Annotated in this window: 14 protein-coding genes and 1 tRNA gene; 13 read left to right on the top strand and 2 right to left on the bottom strand. The window is 69.4% G+C overall.

The genetic code is table 11. The annotated features are described in order from the left end of the window. Positions 1-117 precede the first annotated feature (117 nt). From ACIA8E_RS01640 to ACIA8E_RS01630, 3 genes are read left to right on the top strand one after another with little or no spacing between them, the layout of a single operon-like run. Complete coding sequence (locus ACIA8E_RS01640) at positions 118-369, top strand: hypothetical protein (RefSeq protein ID WP_399293085.1); 252 nt, start codon at positions 118-120, stop codon at positions 367-369. 46 nt (positions 370-415) lie between these two features. Next, positions 416-604 carry a hypothetical protein gene (locus ACIA8E_RS01635; RefSeq protein WP_328887064.1) on the top strand — a complete coding sequence of 63 codons (189 nt, stop codon included), beginning with the start codon at positions 416-418 and terminating at the stop codon, positions 602-604. A 12-nt stretch (positions 605-616) separates the two neighbouring features. After that, positions 617-1216: a hypothetical protein gene (locus ACIA8E_RS01630; RefSeq protein WP_399293083.1), complete on the top strand. Its 600-nt coding sequence runs from the start codon at positions 617-619 to the stop codon at positions 1214-1216. 91 nt (positions 1217-1307) lie between these two features. Here ACIA8E_RS01630 and ACIA8E_RS01625 read toward each other — a convergent pair whose 3' ends face one another. Next, on the bottom strand, positions 1308-1610 hold the full coding sequence (locus ACIA8E_RS01625) for a hypothetical protein (RefSeq protein WP_399293081.1): 303 nt from the start codon (positions 1608-1610) through the stop codon (positions 1308-1310). A 105-nt stretch (positions 1611-1715) separates the two neighbouring features. Here ACIA8E_RS01625 and ACIA8E_RS01620 point away from each other — a divergent pair, with 105 nt between their 5' ends. The 4 genes from ACIA8E_RS01620 to ACIA8E_RS01605 all read left to right on the top strand — a co-directional run bounded on the left by ACIA8E_RS01620 (position 1716) and on the right by ACIA8E_RS01605 (position 5429). Continuing rightward, entirely contained in the window at positions 1716-2615 is a 900-nt protein-coding gene (locus tag ACIA8E_RS01620; protein WP_399293079.1) for a bifunctional DNA primase/polymerase, read from the top strand. Continuing rightward, a complete protein-coding gene (locus tag ACIA8E_RS01615) occupies positions 2612-3775 on the top strand; it encodes an AAA family ATPase (RefSeq protein WP_399293077.1) in 1164 nt (387 codons plus the stop codon). The genes ACIA8E_RS01620 and ACIA8E_RS01615 overlap by 4 nt, the downstream gene beginning before the upstream one ends. Continuing rightward, positions 3772-3963, top strand: a complete 192-nt coding sequence (locus ACIA8E_RS01610) for an AlpA family transcriptional regulator (protein ID WP_267007958.1) — start codon at positions 3772-3774, stop codon at positions 3961-3963. Before ACIA8E_RS01615 ends, ACIA8E_RS01610 begins: the two co-directional genes overlap by 4 nt. A gap of 104 nt (positions 3964-4067) precedes the next feature. Further along, positions 4068-5429 carry a tyrosine-type recombinase/integrase gene (locus ACIA8E_RS01605; protein ID WP_399293075.1) on the top strand — a complete coding sequence of 454 codons (1362 nt, stop codon included), beginning with the start codon at positions 4068-4070 and terminating at the stop codon, positions 5427-5429. A 149-nt stretch (positions 5430-5578) separates the two neighbouring features. Here the strand turns inward: ACIA8E_RS01605 and ACIA8E_RS01600 are convergent. After that, positions 5579-5650: transfer RNA gene (locus ACIA8E_RS01600), tRNA-Arg, on the bottom strand. Between the two features lie 173 nt (positions 5651-5823). Between ACIA8E_RS01600 and ACIA8E_RS01595 the strand changes: the two genes are divergently transcribed. The 6 genes from ACIA8E_RS01595 to thrB all read left to right on the top strand — a co-directional run bounded on the left by ACIA8E_RS01595 (position 5824) and on the right by thrB (position 12496). Then, entirely contained in the window at positions 5824-6306 is a 483-nt protein-coding gene (locus tag ACIA8E_RS01595; RefSeq protein ID WP_399293779.1) for a response regulator, read from the top strand. A 55-nt stretch (positions 6307-6361) separates the two neighbouring features. After that, the gene (gene nrtL, locus ACIA8E_RS01590; protein WP_399293073.1) at positions 6362-7426 is read left to right on the top strand and encodes an ArgS-related anticodon-binding protein NrtL; all 1065 of its coding nucleotides are present in this window, start codon (positions 6362-6364) and stop codon (positions 7424-7426) included. 27 nt (positions 7427-7453) lie between these two features. Continuing rightward, on the top strand, positions 7454-8845 hold the full coding sequence (lysA, locus tag ACIA8E_RS01585; protein WP_399293071.1) for a diaminopimelate decarboxylase: 1392 nt from the start codon (positions 7454-7456) through the stop codon (positions 8843-8845). 96 nt (positions 8846-8941) lie between these two features. Further along, complete coding sequence (locus ACIA8E_RS01580; protein ID WP_399293069.1) at positions 8942-10243, top strand: homoserine dehydrogenase; 1302 nt, start codon at positions 8942-8944, stop codon at positions 10241-10243. Between the two features lie 6 nt (positions 10244-10249). After that, positions 10250-11323: a threonine synthase gene (gene thrC / locus ACIA8E_RS01575; protein WP_399293067.1), complete on the top strand. Its 1074-nt coding sequence runs from the start codon at positions 10250-10252 to the stop codon at positions 11321-11323. Positions 11324-11578: 255 nt separating this feature from the next. Beyond that, positions 11579-12496 carry a homoserine kinase gene (gene thrB, locus ACIA8E_RS01570; protein ID WP_326605784.1) on the top strand — a complete coding sequence of 306 codons (918 nt, stop codon included), beginning with the start codon at positions 11579-11581 and terminating at the stop codon, positions 12494-12496. Positions 12497-12671: the final 175 nt, after the last annotated feature.

Raw genomic sequence — 12671 nt, 5'->3', positions numbered from 1 at the left:
GCAGGACACCCCGCTAGGTCTAGCGGCACTGCTAGCGCCCAAAACCGCATTGATCAGGGCGCTAGCCGCTAGCGCCTCACCTGCGAAGACCCCTGAAACAGGCCCTGGAGGCCCCTGATGACCCCTGCCCTGTTCGCTAGCGCATTCCTCCTGCTCGTCACTCTTGGTTACACCGGCTTGTGTGCGGCATCCCCGTTCGGGAACTGCAGCAAGTGCCGCGGGATGGGCCACGCCATCACCACCGACCGCAAGGGCAAGGCCAGGCGCGGCAAGGACTGCCGTCGCTGCAAGGCCACCGGCAAGCGGATACGCGTCGGCCGCCACCTCTACAACATCGCCGCCCGCCTCCACCGTGACGGCACCCGCTAACCCACCACCGGTCCTGCACCACCACACCACCGGAAAGGGGCCCGTCGTGGCCGTCACCGTCTCCCTGGTCCTGCTGTTCGGACTGGTCCTGTTCTTCCTGCTCCGCTCCAACACCCTCGGCTACGGCTCCGCGTTCATCGCCGTCATGTTCGGGTTCTTCCTCGCCTCCACCGGCGCCTCCGGACCCATCAACGAACTCACCACCGCCGTCATCAAAGCCATCCCGAACCTGTAGGAGGACCCCGCAATGAACGGTCAGATCGTCGCCCGCCACTGGGTCGCTGTCGCGGCCCCGAAGGCGGCACCGGCTGTTGCCACGTCCACCGTGCTCATCCTCGGGCGGATCTGGAACGCGAACGGCGCCGAACACTCTGTCGGCAACGCCGCGTTGATGGTCGTCCTCGCGGCCGGAGCCGCGACGGCCGGCGCCTTCGCCGCCGCAGGACGCGGCGGAGGCGACGGCGTCCTCGCCGCGACCGGGTTCGCGACCTCCGGCGGCCTCGCACTCGCCGGAGTCGCCGGATACGCCGACGGCCTGTCGCTGCCCTTGCTGCTGTGGGTGCTCGCCACCGCGGTCGCGTACGGCATCGCCGCCCGGTACTGGCGCACCGACCGCCGCGACACCATGGCGTACGAGCGGCAGACCACCGTCCGGCGCGAGGACCAGGCGCACATCGAGCGGGTGGAGCTGCTGCTCAGCCGCACGCAGATCGAGGTGGCCCGCGAATCAGTCGCCTACGCCGACGCCCTCGCGCAGGCGCTCACGGCCCGCGCCGCCCTGCCCGGCTTCGACCCGCAGGCCCTCACCCGGGCAGGACTGCCCGAATTGCCCAAGCCGAACCAGTAGCTACGCCCGAGGCGGTTACCTCTCACCACAAGACCGCGACCGCCTCGGCTCTCCGTCCCTTCGACTGAGCGTGCGCCCGATCGAGAAGCGGTCAGGCGCGGGCGTCTAGTTCCTGATCAAGCACGGACGGCCAGTCCTCATCAGCGAGGTCACCGGCCACGAGCAAGTCGCGCCAGTCCTCCCGGGCAAGCCGGATCGCTGAGATGAAGCGATTGAGATCTCCGGCAGCGATGAATACGGCGGCTGCCGGAAGCCGTTCGGTGCCCTGCCGGCTACTCGACAGTTCGGCAGCCAGCACCCGCAACGCACCAACGACTCCCTTGGCTACGTCCTGGTCCGGGAAGTCACGCCTGATTCTCCGGTGCAGCCGCTCACTGATGAGGTCGCCGTCCACGAAACCCCCCGGTGCCTGGATACGCCCGAGGCGGTCGCCTCTCACCACAAGACCGCGACCGCCTCGGCTCTCCGTCCCTTCGACAGAAACAGGAGAACCACCAGCATGACGCATGACCGCAACCCCGCGCTGCTGTCCGCGGCGCTGCACGCCGCACGCCGCGGATGGCACGTCTTCCCGCTCATCCCCGGCAACAAGCCGCCCGCGATCCGGAACTGGGAAGAGCGCGCCACGACCGACCCCGGGCGTATCGAACGGTGCTGGACGCGCGCCGCGTACAACGTGGGCGTGGCGACCGGCCCATCCGGTCTGGTCGTCCTCGACCTCGACCGGCCCAAGCACCCGCGGGACGACCCGCCGGCCGATTGGGCCGAACACGGGGTCACCGATGGCGCCGACGTGCTGGCCGTGCTCTGCGAGCGCCACGGCCAGCCCTTCCCCGCCGACACCTACACGGTCCGCACCTGGAGTGGCGGCACGCACCTGTACTTCGCAGCCCCGGAGGGCGAACCCCTGCGCAACACCGCTGGGGACAGCGCACGCGGGCTGGGCTGGAAGGTCGACACCCGGGCCGTGGGCGGACTCGTGGTCGGCGCAGGCAGCACCTTTGCCGGACGGCCCTACGAAGTCGTCCACGCCGCTCCCGTTGCTCCGCTGCCGGGCTGGCTCGCTGAGCTGCTGCGCCCCGCGCCGCTGCCTCCGCAGCGGCCGGTCACGATCGCGCTCGCCGCACATGACCGGCGCTCTGCGTTCCTGCGGGCCGCGGTCGACGGGGAGCTGGCCCGCGTGACCGGCTCCGGCCCGCACCAGCACAACACCGCGCTCTACATCGCCTCCGTTGCCCTGGGGCAACTGGTCGCCGGGGGAGGGCTGGACGAACATGACGTGACCGGCTGGCTCGTCTCCGCCGCGCTCAGCGTCGGCCAGGGCGAGCGCGAGGCACGCCGCACCATCGCTTCCGGCCTACGGGCCGGAGCCAACCGGCCCCGGCAGGTGGCGGCATGAACGCATCCCCGATCCCCCCGCTGCACCTGTACTCCGTCCCCAGCGGCCCGCAGCCCGCTCCCACGGCATCCCCGGTGCGGGAGCGGCCCCGGACCGCGTGGACCGCGGACCAGCTCATGGCCACGGAGTTCCCCGAGCCGAAATGGGCGGTGCCCGGCATCCTCGCGGAAGGCGTCAGCCTGCTCGCTGGACCGCCCAAGGTCGGCAAGTCCTGGCTGTCCCTTGGGCTAGGTCTGTCCGTCGCGGCCGGAGGTCACGCGTTCGACTCCGTGCCCGTCGATGGCGGCCCGGTGCTCTACCTCGCCTTGGAGGACACCCCGCGTCGGCTGAAGACCCGGATGGGCAAGCTGCTCGGTGGGCAGAAGGCGCCGGCCGGTCTGACCCTGGTGACCGAATGCCCGCCCTTCCCGCAAGGCGGCAGCGAAGCCATCGCGCAGTGGCTGGAGCGCAACCCGGACGCCCGGATGGTCGTCATTGACGTGTTCGCCAAGATGCGTGGACAGGCCCCGCAAGGCGTGTCCGCCTACGACGCGGACTACGTCTCCGTCGGCTACGCGAAACGCCTCGCGGACCACTACGGCATCGCCGTCGTTTTGGTCCACCACGTCCGCAAGATGGCGTCCGAGGACTTCCTCACCGAGGTCTCCGGCACCAACGGCATCGCCGGAGCAGCTGACGCCACACTCGTACTCAAGCGGGCCCGCGGACAGGCCGACGGCATCCTGCACGTCACCGGCCGCGACGTGAACGAAGCCGAATACGCCCTCCAGTTCCAGGAAGCCTCCGGCGCCTGGCACCTGCTCGACGGGCCCGCGTCCGACCACACCATCGGCGACACCCGAGCCGCCATCCTCCGGCACGTGAGGGCCAACCCCGGCGCCAAGCCCAAGGACATCGCCGACGCACTCCCGCAGGTCGACACGGACACGGTCCGGCGCACCTGCTCCCGCATGGCCACCGACGGACAGCTCACCAAGGACGGGAGTGGCCGGTACTACCCGGACACCGACACCCGGACACAGACCACCCACCAGGTGTCCCAGTTGTCCGACTGTCCGGTCACCCCACCTGACCAGCACAAACAACCCGGACAGTCAGAACTGGAGCTGTCCGGGCTGTCCGATCGGTCTGCCCGAGCCGGGCGACAGGGAGGGATCTGACTGTGGCCCGAGACGAGATGCTGACCATCTCCCAGGTCATCACGGAGATCGGTGTTCCCCGCGCGACTTTCTATCGATGGCGGCAGCTCCGCAAAGGCCCCAAGGCCATCAAGCTGCCGAACGGAGCCGTCCGCATCCGGCGTTCGGAATTGGATCGGTGGATCACCGGTCTTGAGGAGACCGCGTGAACAATCGCCGGAGTGGCACTCCGGGCGTGCACGGGAGCGCTCGCCCGGGAGGGTCCAAAGCCGCTGACCTTTCCACTGACGTAAGGGTGTGGAAGGTCAACAAGGTGAAGAGCAAGAAAGCCCCCTATCAGCTCCGTTGGATCGTCGCCGGAAAGGTGAAGACCGCGAGCTTCACCACGGACGCGCTCGCGCAGAGCCGCCGCTCGGAACTCTGGCAGGCCATGCGAAAGGGCGAGTCCTTCGATACGGATACGGGTCTCCCGGAATCCGAACTCCGCGCCGCCGCCGAAAAGGGGAACACCAGGCCGGACCCGAAGTGGTGGGACTTCTGCCCCGAGTACATGGCCGCTCGCTGGCGCAGTACCGCCGCGAAGACCCGCGAGGGCATCGCGGACAGCCTCGCAACGACCGCACTCGCCATGATGGGCGACGGAGCCAACGCGCCGACGCCGGAAGAAGTCCGCTACGCCATGCGATGGCGTGTCGTGCCTGCCCACAAGGACGAAGAGCCGCCACCGGACCTGCTGGCCGCGTGTACGTGGCTCGCGCTGCATTCGCTGCCGCTCTCTTCCTTGCTGGACCCGAAGGTTCTGCGGGACGTCCAGTACCGGCTCTCCTTCAAGCTGGATGACAAGCCAGCCGCGGGGGAGACGTACAAACGCCGCCGACGGGGCCTGAACACGGCCATGGAGTACGCGATCGAAGCGGGATACCTGGAAAGCAACCCGCTCGCCAACATTCGGCGGAACGGCTCGCGTACGGGGGACACGGTGGACCCTCGCGTATTGGTCAATCAGGACCAAGGCGTGCAGCTTCTGACCGCCGTCTCGTACGTGGGGAGCGTTCACCGCAATCGCGGCCGTAGGCTGGTCGGATTCTTCGCTGTCCAGCTCTACGCCGCGCTTCGGCCGGCCGAAGCGGTAGGGCTCCGGAAGAAGGACTGCTACCTCCCCGAAAAGGGGTGGGGCACCCTGACTCTTCGCGAGACACGCCCGGTGGTCGGCACGAAGTGGACGGACTCCGGTCTCCGGCACGACCGGCGCGGCCTTAAATCACGTGAGGCGAACACCGACCGCCCAGTGCCGATCCCGCCCGTGCTGGTCGCCATGCTCCGCGCCCACATAGAGGAGTTCAGCACGGCCAAGGACGGTCGGCTCTTCGCCAACGAGCGCGGGGGAGTCCTCGGCTCCACCAGCTACTGGCGGGTATGGCAGGAAGCCCGTCCCTACGCGCTGCCGCCGGACAAGACCGATTCGCCGCTGGCCCACCGGCCGTACGACTTGCGGCACACCTGCATCACCAACTGGCTGAACGCCGGCGTCCCTGTGGCGGAGGTGTCCCGCCGCGCCGGGAACTCGCCGGAGGTGGTGCACCGCCGGTACGCAGGCTGCATCGACGGACACGAGGAGCTGAACAACCGGAAGATCGAAAAGTCCATGGGATGGGGTGAGGAGACCAGCGAGTGAGCTGGGATCACCCCTGAAAACCCACTCGCCACTCACTCGCGATCAGTGACACAGAACGACAAAGGGTCGGACCCAGTGAGACTGGGTCCGACCCCTTGTACTTGGCACTTTGCCTGGTCAGCGGGTTGATCACGCTGTCCGGACTGAAGTGCCCCCGGCAGGATTCGAACCTGCGCACCCGGCTCCGGAGGCCGATGCTCTATCCCCTGAGCTACGGGGGCGTGTCGCTGTCTTGCTCTGCGACGGGTGAAACACTACCAGCTTCCGCGGGGTGTCTGTGAACAGGTATTTCCACACGGTCACCGTCCGCGTCACGTCGGCCGACATGCCCCCCGCCGCATCGTCCGCCGGGCTGTCCGTGAGCCACTCGGCCGCCACCCGTCCGGGGCCGGAAATGGGCAAAACCCGGACGCAGCCCCTACGCCCCGCCTACTCTCGGAGTGTGTCAGGGGCGTGTGGCCGCGTGCTTGTTGTTGACGACAACAAGGTCATCCGGCAGTTGATCAGGGTCAATCTCGAGCTTGAGGGCTTCGAGGTCGTGACCGCGGCCGATGGTGTCGAGTGCCTGGACCTGGTGCATCGGGTCTGCCCCGATGTGATCACCCTCGATGTAGTCATGCCCCGGCTCGACGGTCTGCAGACCGCCACTCGCCTGCGCTCCGATCCGCGGACCAGACATCTGCCCGTCGCCATCGTCAGCGCCTGTACGCAGTACGAGGTTGACAACGGTGTCGCCGCGGGCGTCGACGCCTTCCTGGCGAAGCCCTTCGAGCCGAGCGAGCTGGTACGGCTCGTACGGCAGTTGGCGAACAGGGAGGACCCGTCGTCGCTCGACGGCAGACAGAGCGCCGGGAAGGCCGAGAGCGCCGCGGGCTGACCGCATGGCGAAACCGGGTCGCGGAGCGCCCCCCTCCCTCCCATACGCTTGTCCCGTGACCCCCGCCGAGCTCTCCAGGACCGTGCTGCGCGCCGTGCGTCGCGCGGTCGACGAGGAAGCCTTGCGCGTGCCCGTGCCCGCGCGCGTGCGAGTGGAGCGGACACGGCCCGGCGGTAGCGGGGACTACGCCTGTGCCGTCGCGCTCCAGCTGGCCGGGGCCGCCGCGCGGCCGGCCCGGGAGATCGCCGAGATCCTGCGGGACCGGGTCGCCGGAGCACCCGGGATCGGGCGGGTCGAGGTCACCGGGCCCGGATTCCTGAACTTCACGCTCGACGCGTCGGCGGATGCCCGGGTGCGCGGCGCACTCGTACGCGATGTGCTGGAGCGAGGGGCCCGGTACGGGCACGGGGACGCGTTCGCCGGGGAAATCCTGCAGTTGAGCCATGCCCGCGAGGTCCGGGCCGCGGTCACCGCCCACGCGCTGCGCACTGTAGCGCGCACCCAGGGCGCGGTGGTACGCACCGGCTGCGACGGGTCGCCCGACCCCGACTGGGCACGTCTGGGGGTCGACATCGACGCCCCGGGGGAGCCGGCTGCGCCGCCCACCGCCGTCCGGCCTCTTCCCGCCGGTGCCGCAGCGAGCGAGCTGCTGGAGCGGCTCGGGCCCGATGCGGTCCGGTGGGGGCTGCTGCGGCCGGCCGGGCACGACCGGGCCCCGCTCGGCGACGAGCTGCTCGTACAGAGCGCCGGCAATCCGCTGTTCCTCGTCCGCTACGCCCACTCCCGGGCCCGCGCGCTGACCCGCGGTGCCGCGCTCCTCGGATTCGACAGCTCGTACGACGAGGATGTCGACGCACCCGCACTGCTGCGCGCGCTGGCCGACTACCCCGAGGCCCTCGCCGCCGCCACCCGCCACCGCGCGCCCGACCGGCTCGCCCGGCATCTCGAAGACGTCGCACACGCCTTCTTCGACTTCCAGGACTCCGCTTCCCCGCTGCCCGTCGGCGACGAGAAACCCTCGGCCGCCCACCGCTCCCGGCTGGCCGTTGCCGAAGCCGCCGGGACGGTGCTCGCAGGCGGCCTGTCCCTGCTCGGTATCAGCGCACCCGAACACCTCTGAGAGAGTCCGAGAGAGCAGAGCAACACCATGAGCCGATCCGCACACCCCGCCGGTCCCCGTCACGCCGACGTCCTGACCGAGGGGCACTACGCAGCCCCGCCCGCCGACCTGAACGTCCTCGACGAGAAGGTCTGGGCCCGCACCGTCTCCCGCAACGACGACGGCGCCGTGACCGTCGGCGGGATCGAAGTGACCCGGCTGGCCGAGGAATTCGGCACGCCCGCCTACTTCCTCGACGAGAGCGACTTCCGCGCCCGCTGCCGCGCCTGGGCCGACGCGTTCGGACCGGGCGCCGATGTCTTCTACGCCGGCAAGGCGTTCCTTTCGCGGGCCGTCGTGCGGTGGCTCAAGGAGGAGGGGCTCAACCTCGACGTCTGTTCCGGCGGCGAGCTGACCACCGCGCTCGACGCCGGAATGCCCGCCGAGCGCATCGCGTTCCACGGCAACAACAAGACCGTCGCCGAGATCGAGCGGGCCGTCCAGGTGGGTGTCGGACGGATCGTGCTCGACTCGTTCCAGGAGATCGTCCGCGTGTCGCACATCGCGCAGCGGCTCGGCAAGCGGCAGCGCGTCCAGATCCGGGTGACGGTCGGCGTCGAGGCACACACCCACGAATTCATCGCCACCGCCCACGAGGACCAGAAGTTCGGCATCGCGCTGGCCGGGGGACAGGCCGCCGAGGCAGTGCGCCGGACGCTCACACTCGACGGGCTCGAGCTCATCGGCATCCACTCGCACATCGGCTCGCAGATCTTCGACATGGCCGGCTTCGAGGTCTCTGCCCGCCGCGTGGTCCAGCTCCTCGCCGAAGTGCGCGACGAGCACGGTGTCGAGCTGCCGGAGATCGACCTCGGCGGCGGTCTGGGCATCGCGTACACCTCCGACGACGACCCGCGCGAGCCGCACGAGATCGCCAAGGCGCTCGGCGACATCGTGACCCGCGAGTGCGAGGCGGCCGGCCTTGCCACCCCGCGGATCTCGGTCGAGCCCGGGCGCGCCATCGTCGGACCCACCGCGTTCACGCTGTACGAGGTCGGCACCATCAAGCACCTCGACGGCCTTCGTACGTACGTCAGTGTCGACGGCGGCATGTCGGACAACATCCGCACCGCGCTGTACGACGCCGAGTACAGCGTGGCGCTCGTCTCGCGCCGCTCCGACGCCGAACCGATGCTCGTACGTGTCGTCGGCAAGCACTGCGAGAGCGGTGACATCGTGGTCAAGGACGCGTTCCTGCCGTCCGACCTCGCGCCCGGCGATCTGATCGCCGTGCCCGCCACCGGCGCCTACTGCCGCTCGATGGCGAGCAATTACAACCACGCGCTGCGCCCGCCCGTCGTCGCCGTGCGCGACGGAGAGGCGCGGGTGATCGTCCGGCGCGAGACGGAGGAAGATCTCCTGCGTCTCGATGTCGGCTGATGAAATAGATGTCTCAGGATCCGGACGGGTGACAGAAACTCCCGTCCGGTGAGTGAGACTGGTCCACACATGAGCATGCATGAGAAACGAGGTCGGATGATGCGTACGCGTCCGCTGAAGGTGGCGCTGCTGGGCTGTGGAGTGGTCGGCTCAGAGGTGGCGCGCATCATGACGACGCACGCCGACGACCTCGCCGCGCGCATCGGCGCGCCCATCGAGCTCGCCGGTGTCGCCGTCCGCCGGCCCTCGAAGGCGCGGGAGGGGATCGACCCCGCGCTGATCACCACCGATGCGACCGCCCTGGTCAAACGGGGCGACATCGACGTCGTCATCGAGGTCATCGGCGGCATCGAGCCGGCCCGCGCACTCATCACCGCCGCCTTCGAGCACGGCGCGAGCGTCGTCTCCGCCAACAAGGCGCTGCTCGCCGAGGACGGCGCCGCTCTGCACGCCGCCGCCGAGCAGTACGGCCGGGACCTCTATTATGAGGCGGCCGTGGCCGGTGCGATTCCGCTCGTGCGGCCGCTGCGCGAGTCCCTCGTCGGTGACAAGGTCAACCGGGTGCTGGGCATCGTCAACGGCACGACCAACTTCATCCTCGACAAGATGGACACCAGCGGCGCGGGCTACTCCGAGGCGCTCGACGAGGCCACCGCCCTCGGGTACGCCGAAGCCGACCCGACCGCCGACGTCGAGGGCTTCGACGCCGCCGCCAAGGCCGCGATCCTCGCCGGAATCGCCTTCCACACCAGGGTGAGGATCGGCGAGGTGCACCGCGAGGGCATCACCGAGGTCACCGCTGCCGACATCGCGTCGGCCCGTCGCATGGGCTGCACCGTCAAACTGCTCGCCATCTGCGAGCGCGCCGCCGACGGGCGGTCGGTCACCGCGCGCGTGCATCCGGCGATGATCCCGCTCAGCCACCCGCTGGCCTCCGTCCGTGAGGCGTACAACGCGGTCTTCGTCGAGGCGGAGGCCGCCGGGCAGCTGATGTTCTACGGCCCCGGCGCCGGCGGTTCCCCGACCGCCTCCGCGGTCCTCGGCGACCTGGTCGCGGTCTGCCGCAACAAGCTCAACGAGGCCACCGGCCCCGGTGAGTCCGCGTACATGCGTCTGCCGGTCAGCCCCATGGGTGAGGTCGTCACGCGGTACCACATCAGTCTCGACGTGGCCGACAAGCCTGGCGTACTCGCCCAGGTCGCGACGGTCTTCGCCGAACAGGGCGTATCCATCGACACGGTCCGCCAGCAAGGTCGCCAGGACGGAGGCGGCGAGGCATCTCTCGTCGTCGTCACCCACCGCGCGCCCGACGCCGCCCTTTCGGCGACCGTCGAGGCGCTGCGCAAGCTCGACACCGTGCGCGGTGTCGCCAGCATCATGCGTGTTGAAGGGGAGTAAGGACCCATGACCAGCAAGGGCACCCACCAGTGGCGCGGCATCATCGAGGAGTACCGGGACCGTCTTCCGGTCACGGACACGACGCCGGTCGTCACGCTTCGTGAGGGTGGTACGCCGCTCGTTCCCGCTCAGGTCCTCTCCGAGCGCACGGGCTGCGAGGTGCACCTCAAGGTGGAGGGCGCCAATCCCACCGGGTCCTTCAAGGACCGCGGTATGACGATGGCGATCACCCGGGCCAAGGAGGAGGGCGCCAAGGCCGTCATCTGCGCCTCCACCGGCAACACCTCCGCCTCCGCCGCCGCGTACGCGGTGCGGGCGGGCATGGTCTGCGCCGTCCTCGTACCGCAGGGCAAGATCGCGCTCGGCAAGATGGGCCAGGCGCTCGTCCACGGCGCCAAGATCCTCCAGGTCGACGGCAACTTCGACGACTGCCTGACGCTGGCCCGCTCGCTGTCGGACAACTACCCGGTGGCGCTGGTCAATTCGGTCAACCCGGTCCGTATCGAGGGTCAGAAGACCGCGGCGTTCGAGATCGTCGACGCGCTCGGTGACGCCCCCGACATCCATGTCCTCCCGGTCGGCAACGCGGGCAACATCACCGCGTACTGGAAGGGTTACACGGAGTACGCCGCGGATGCCATGTCGACGCACAAGCCCCGAATGTGGGGTTTTCAGGCCTCGGGCTCCGCGCCCATCGTCCGCGGTGAGATCGTCAAGGACCCGTCGACCATCGCCACCGCGATCCGTATCGGCAACCCGGCCTCCTGGCAGTACGCGCTGGACGCGCGCGACGCGTCCGGCGGCTTCATCGACGAGGTGACGGACCGCCAAATCTTGTCTGCCTACCGCCTGTTGGCCTCTCAGGAGGGTGTCTTCGTGGAGCCCGCCTCGGCCGCATCGGTCGCCGGTCTGCTCAAGGCCGCCGAAGAGGGCAAGGTCGACCCCGGCCAGAAGATCGTCTGCACGGTCACCGGCAACGGTCTCAAGGATCCCGACTGGGCCGTCGCGGGCGCCCCGCAGCCCGTCACCGTACCGGTCGACGCCGCCACCGCCGCGGAGAAGCTGGGCCTCGTGCAGTAAAGACATCACCAGCTCAACCGCCCCTTTTCGGGGCGGAGAGCGCATAGGAGGCGTGCGACACGCATCGTGCGCCTCCTGTGCGCCCTATGTCGCGACAGAACCTTCCTTCGATAAGCTGTAGTCAACCCGCCCCGCCGCAATTGCCGCGGTGTCGCCTTCGTGGCCGTCGGGTTCTCCACAGGCTTACGAAAAATCCACCACCACAATCCCCGCCGCAACAATCCCCACTGCCTCACAAGGAGAGTCGTCGAAGCGATGGCCGGTCCCGCTTTCCGAGCCGCCGCCGTCCGGGTGCGCGTCCCCGCTACCAGCGCCAACCTGGGCCCGGGTTTTGACGCCCTCGGCCTGTCGCTGGGGCTGTACGACGACGTCGTCGTCCGCGTCGCCGACTCCGGTCTGCACATCGACATCGCCGGCGAGGGTGCCGACACCCTGCCCCGCGACGAGAGCCACCTCCTCGTGCGCTCCCTGCGTACGGCCTTCGACCTGCTCGGCGGACAGCCCCGCGGTCTCGAGATCGTCTGCGCCAACCGCATCCCGCACGGGCGTGGTCTCGGCTCCTCCTCCGCGGCCATCTGCGCCGGTATCGTCGCGGCCCGCGCTGTGACGACCGGTGGCGATGCCCGGCTCGACGACGCGGCGCTGCTGGAGCTCGCCACCGAGATCGAGGGCCACCCCGACAATGTCGCGGCATGCTTGCTCGGCGGCTTCACGCTGGCCTGGATGGACGGCGGGTCCGCTCGCGCGATCAGGATGGATCCCTCAGATTCCATCGTTCCGGTGGTTTTCGTCCCCGGCAAGCCGGTGCTCACCGAGACCGCCCGCGGACTGCTGCCCCGCACCGTCCCGCACGTCGACGCCGCGTTCAACGCCGGCCGCGCGGCCCTCCTCGTCGAGGCCATGACTCGGCGCCCCGAACTGCTGCTCGCCGCGACCGAGGACCGGCTGCACCAGGAATACCGCGCCCCCGCAATGGCCGAGAGCGTGGAACTTGTGAACCGACTGCGCGCCGACGGCGTCCCTGCAGTCATCTCCGGTGCCGGGCCGACCGTGCTCGCGCTGGCCGAGGACGGTGCGGCCGACAAGGTCGCACGGCTGGCGGGTGAGGGATGGGCGGCCAACCGGCTCACTCTCGACGCCTCGGGCGCGAGTGTGCTGCCGCTCGCCCCGTAGTGAGAAGTGATTGCCGGTGAGTGAGAGGGGGAATGTTTGTTGGAGCCGGTAGTGTTAACCTCAAGTCTGCAATCGACGTCTATGTGGCGCGTTGCTTCGTGTCCCTTTCCGGGGCCACCATTTCTTCCGAGAGCCTCCCCAACTGCCTGAGCAGCCTGCCTGAGCAGTTTCGAGC

Origin of the sequence: Streptomyces sp. NPDC051664, from assembly GCF_044453545.1 — a bacterium.
In the GTDB taxonomy this organism is placed as follows: Bacteria; Actinomycetota; Actinomycetes; order Streptomycetales; family Streptomycetaceae; genus Streptomyces.
This window is presented reverse-complemented; position numbering and strand designations above follow the sequence as displayed.

Excerpts from the sequence above, each read along its gene's own strand:
- thrC (WP_399293067.1), top strand. The coding sequence starts at position 10,250 with ATGACCAGCAAGGGCACCCACCAGTGGCGCGGCATCATCGAGGAGTAC.
- ACIA8E_RS01615 (WP_399293077.1), top strand. The coding sequence starts at position 2,612 with ATGAACGCATCCCCGATCCCCCCGCTGCACCTGTACTCCGTCCCCAGC.
- ACIA8E_RS01630 (WP_399293083.1), top strand. The coding sequence starts at position 617 with ATGAACGGTCAGATCGTCGCCCGCCACTGGGTCGCTGTCGCGGCCCCG.
- lysA (WP_399293071.1), top strand. The coding sequence starts at position 7,454 with ATGAGCCGATCCGCACACCCCGCCGGTCCCCGTCACGCCGACGTCCTG.
- ACIA8E_RS01580 (WP_399293069.1), top strand. The coding sequence starts at position 8,942 with ATGATGCGTACGCGTCCGCTGAAGGTGGCGCTGCTGGGCTGTGGAGTG.
- ACIA8E_RS01595 (WP_399293779.1), top strand. The coding sequence starts at position 5,824 with ATGGGCAAAACCCGGACGCAGCCCCTACGCCCCGCCTACTCTCGGAGT.
- ACIA8E_RS01640 (WP_399293085.1), top strand. The coding sequence starts at position 118 with ATGACCCCTGCCCTGTTCGCTAGCGCATTCCTCCTGCTCGTCACTCTT.
- thrB (WP_326605784.1), top strand. The coding sequence starts at position 11,579 with ATGGCCGGTCCCGCTTTCCGAGCCGCCGCCGTCCGGGTGCGCGTCCCC.
- ACIA8E_RS01620 (WP_399293079.1), top strand. The coding sequence starts at position 1,716 with ATGACGCATGACCGCAACCCCGCGCTGCTGTCCGCGGCGCTGCACGCC.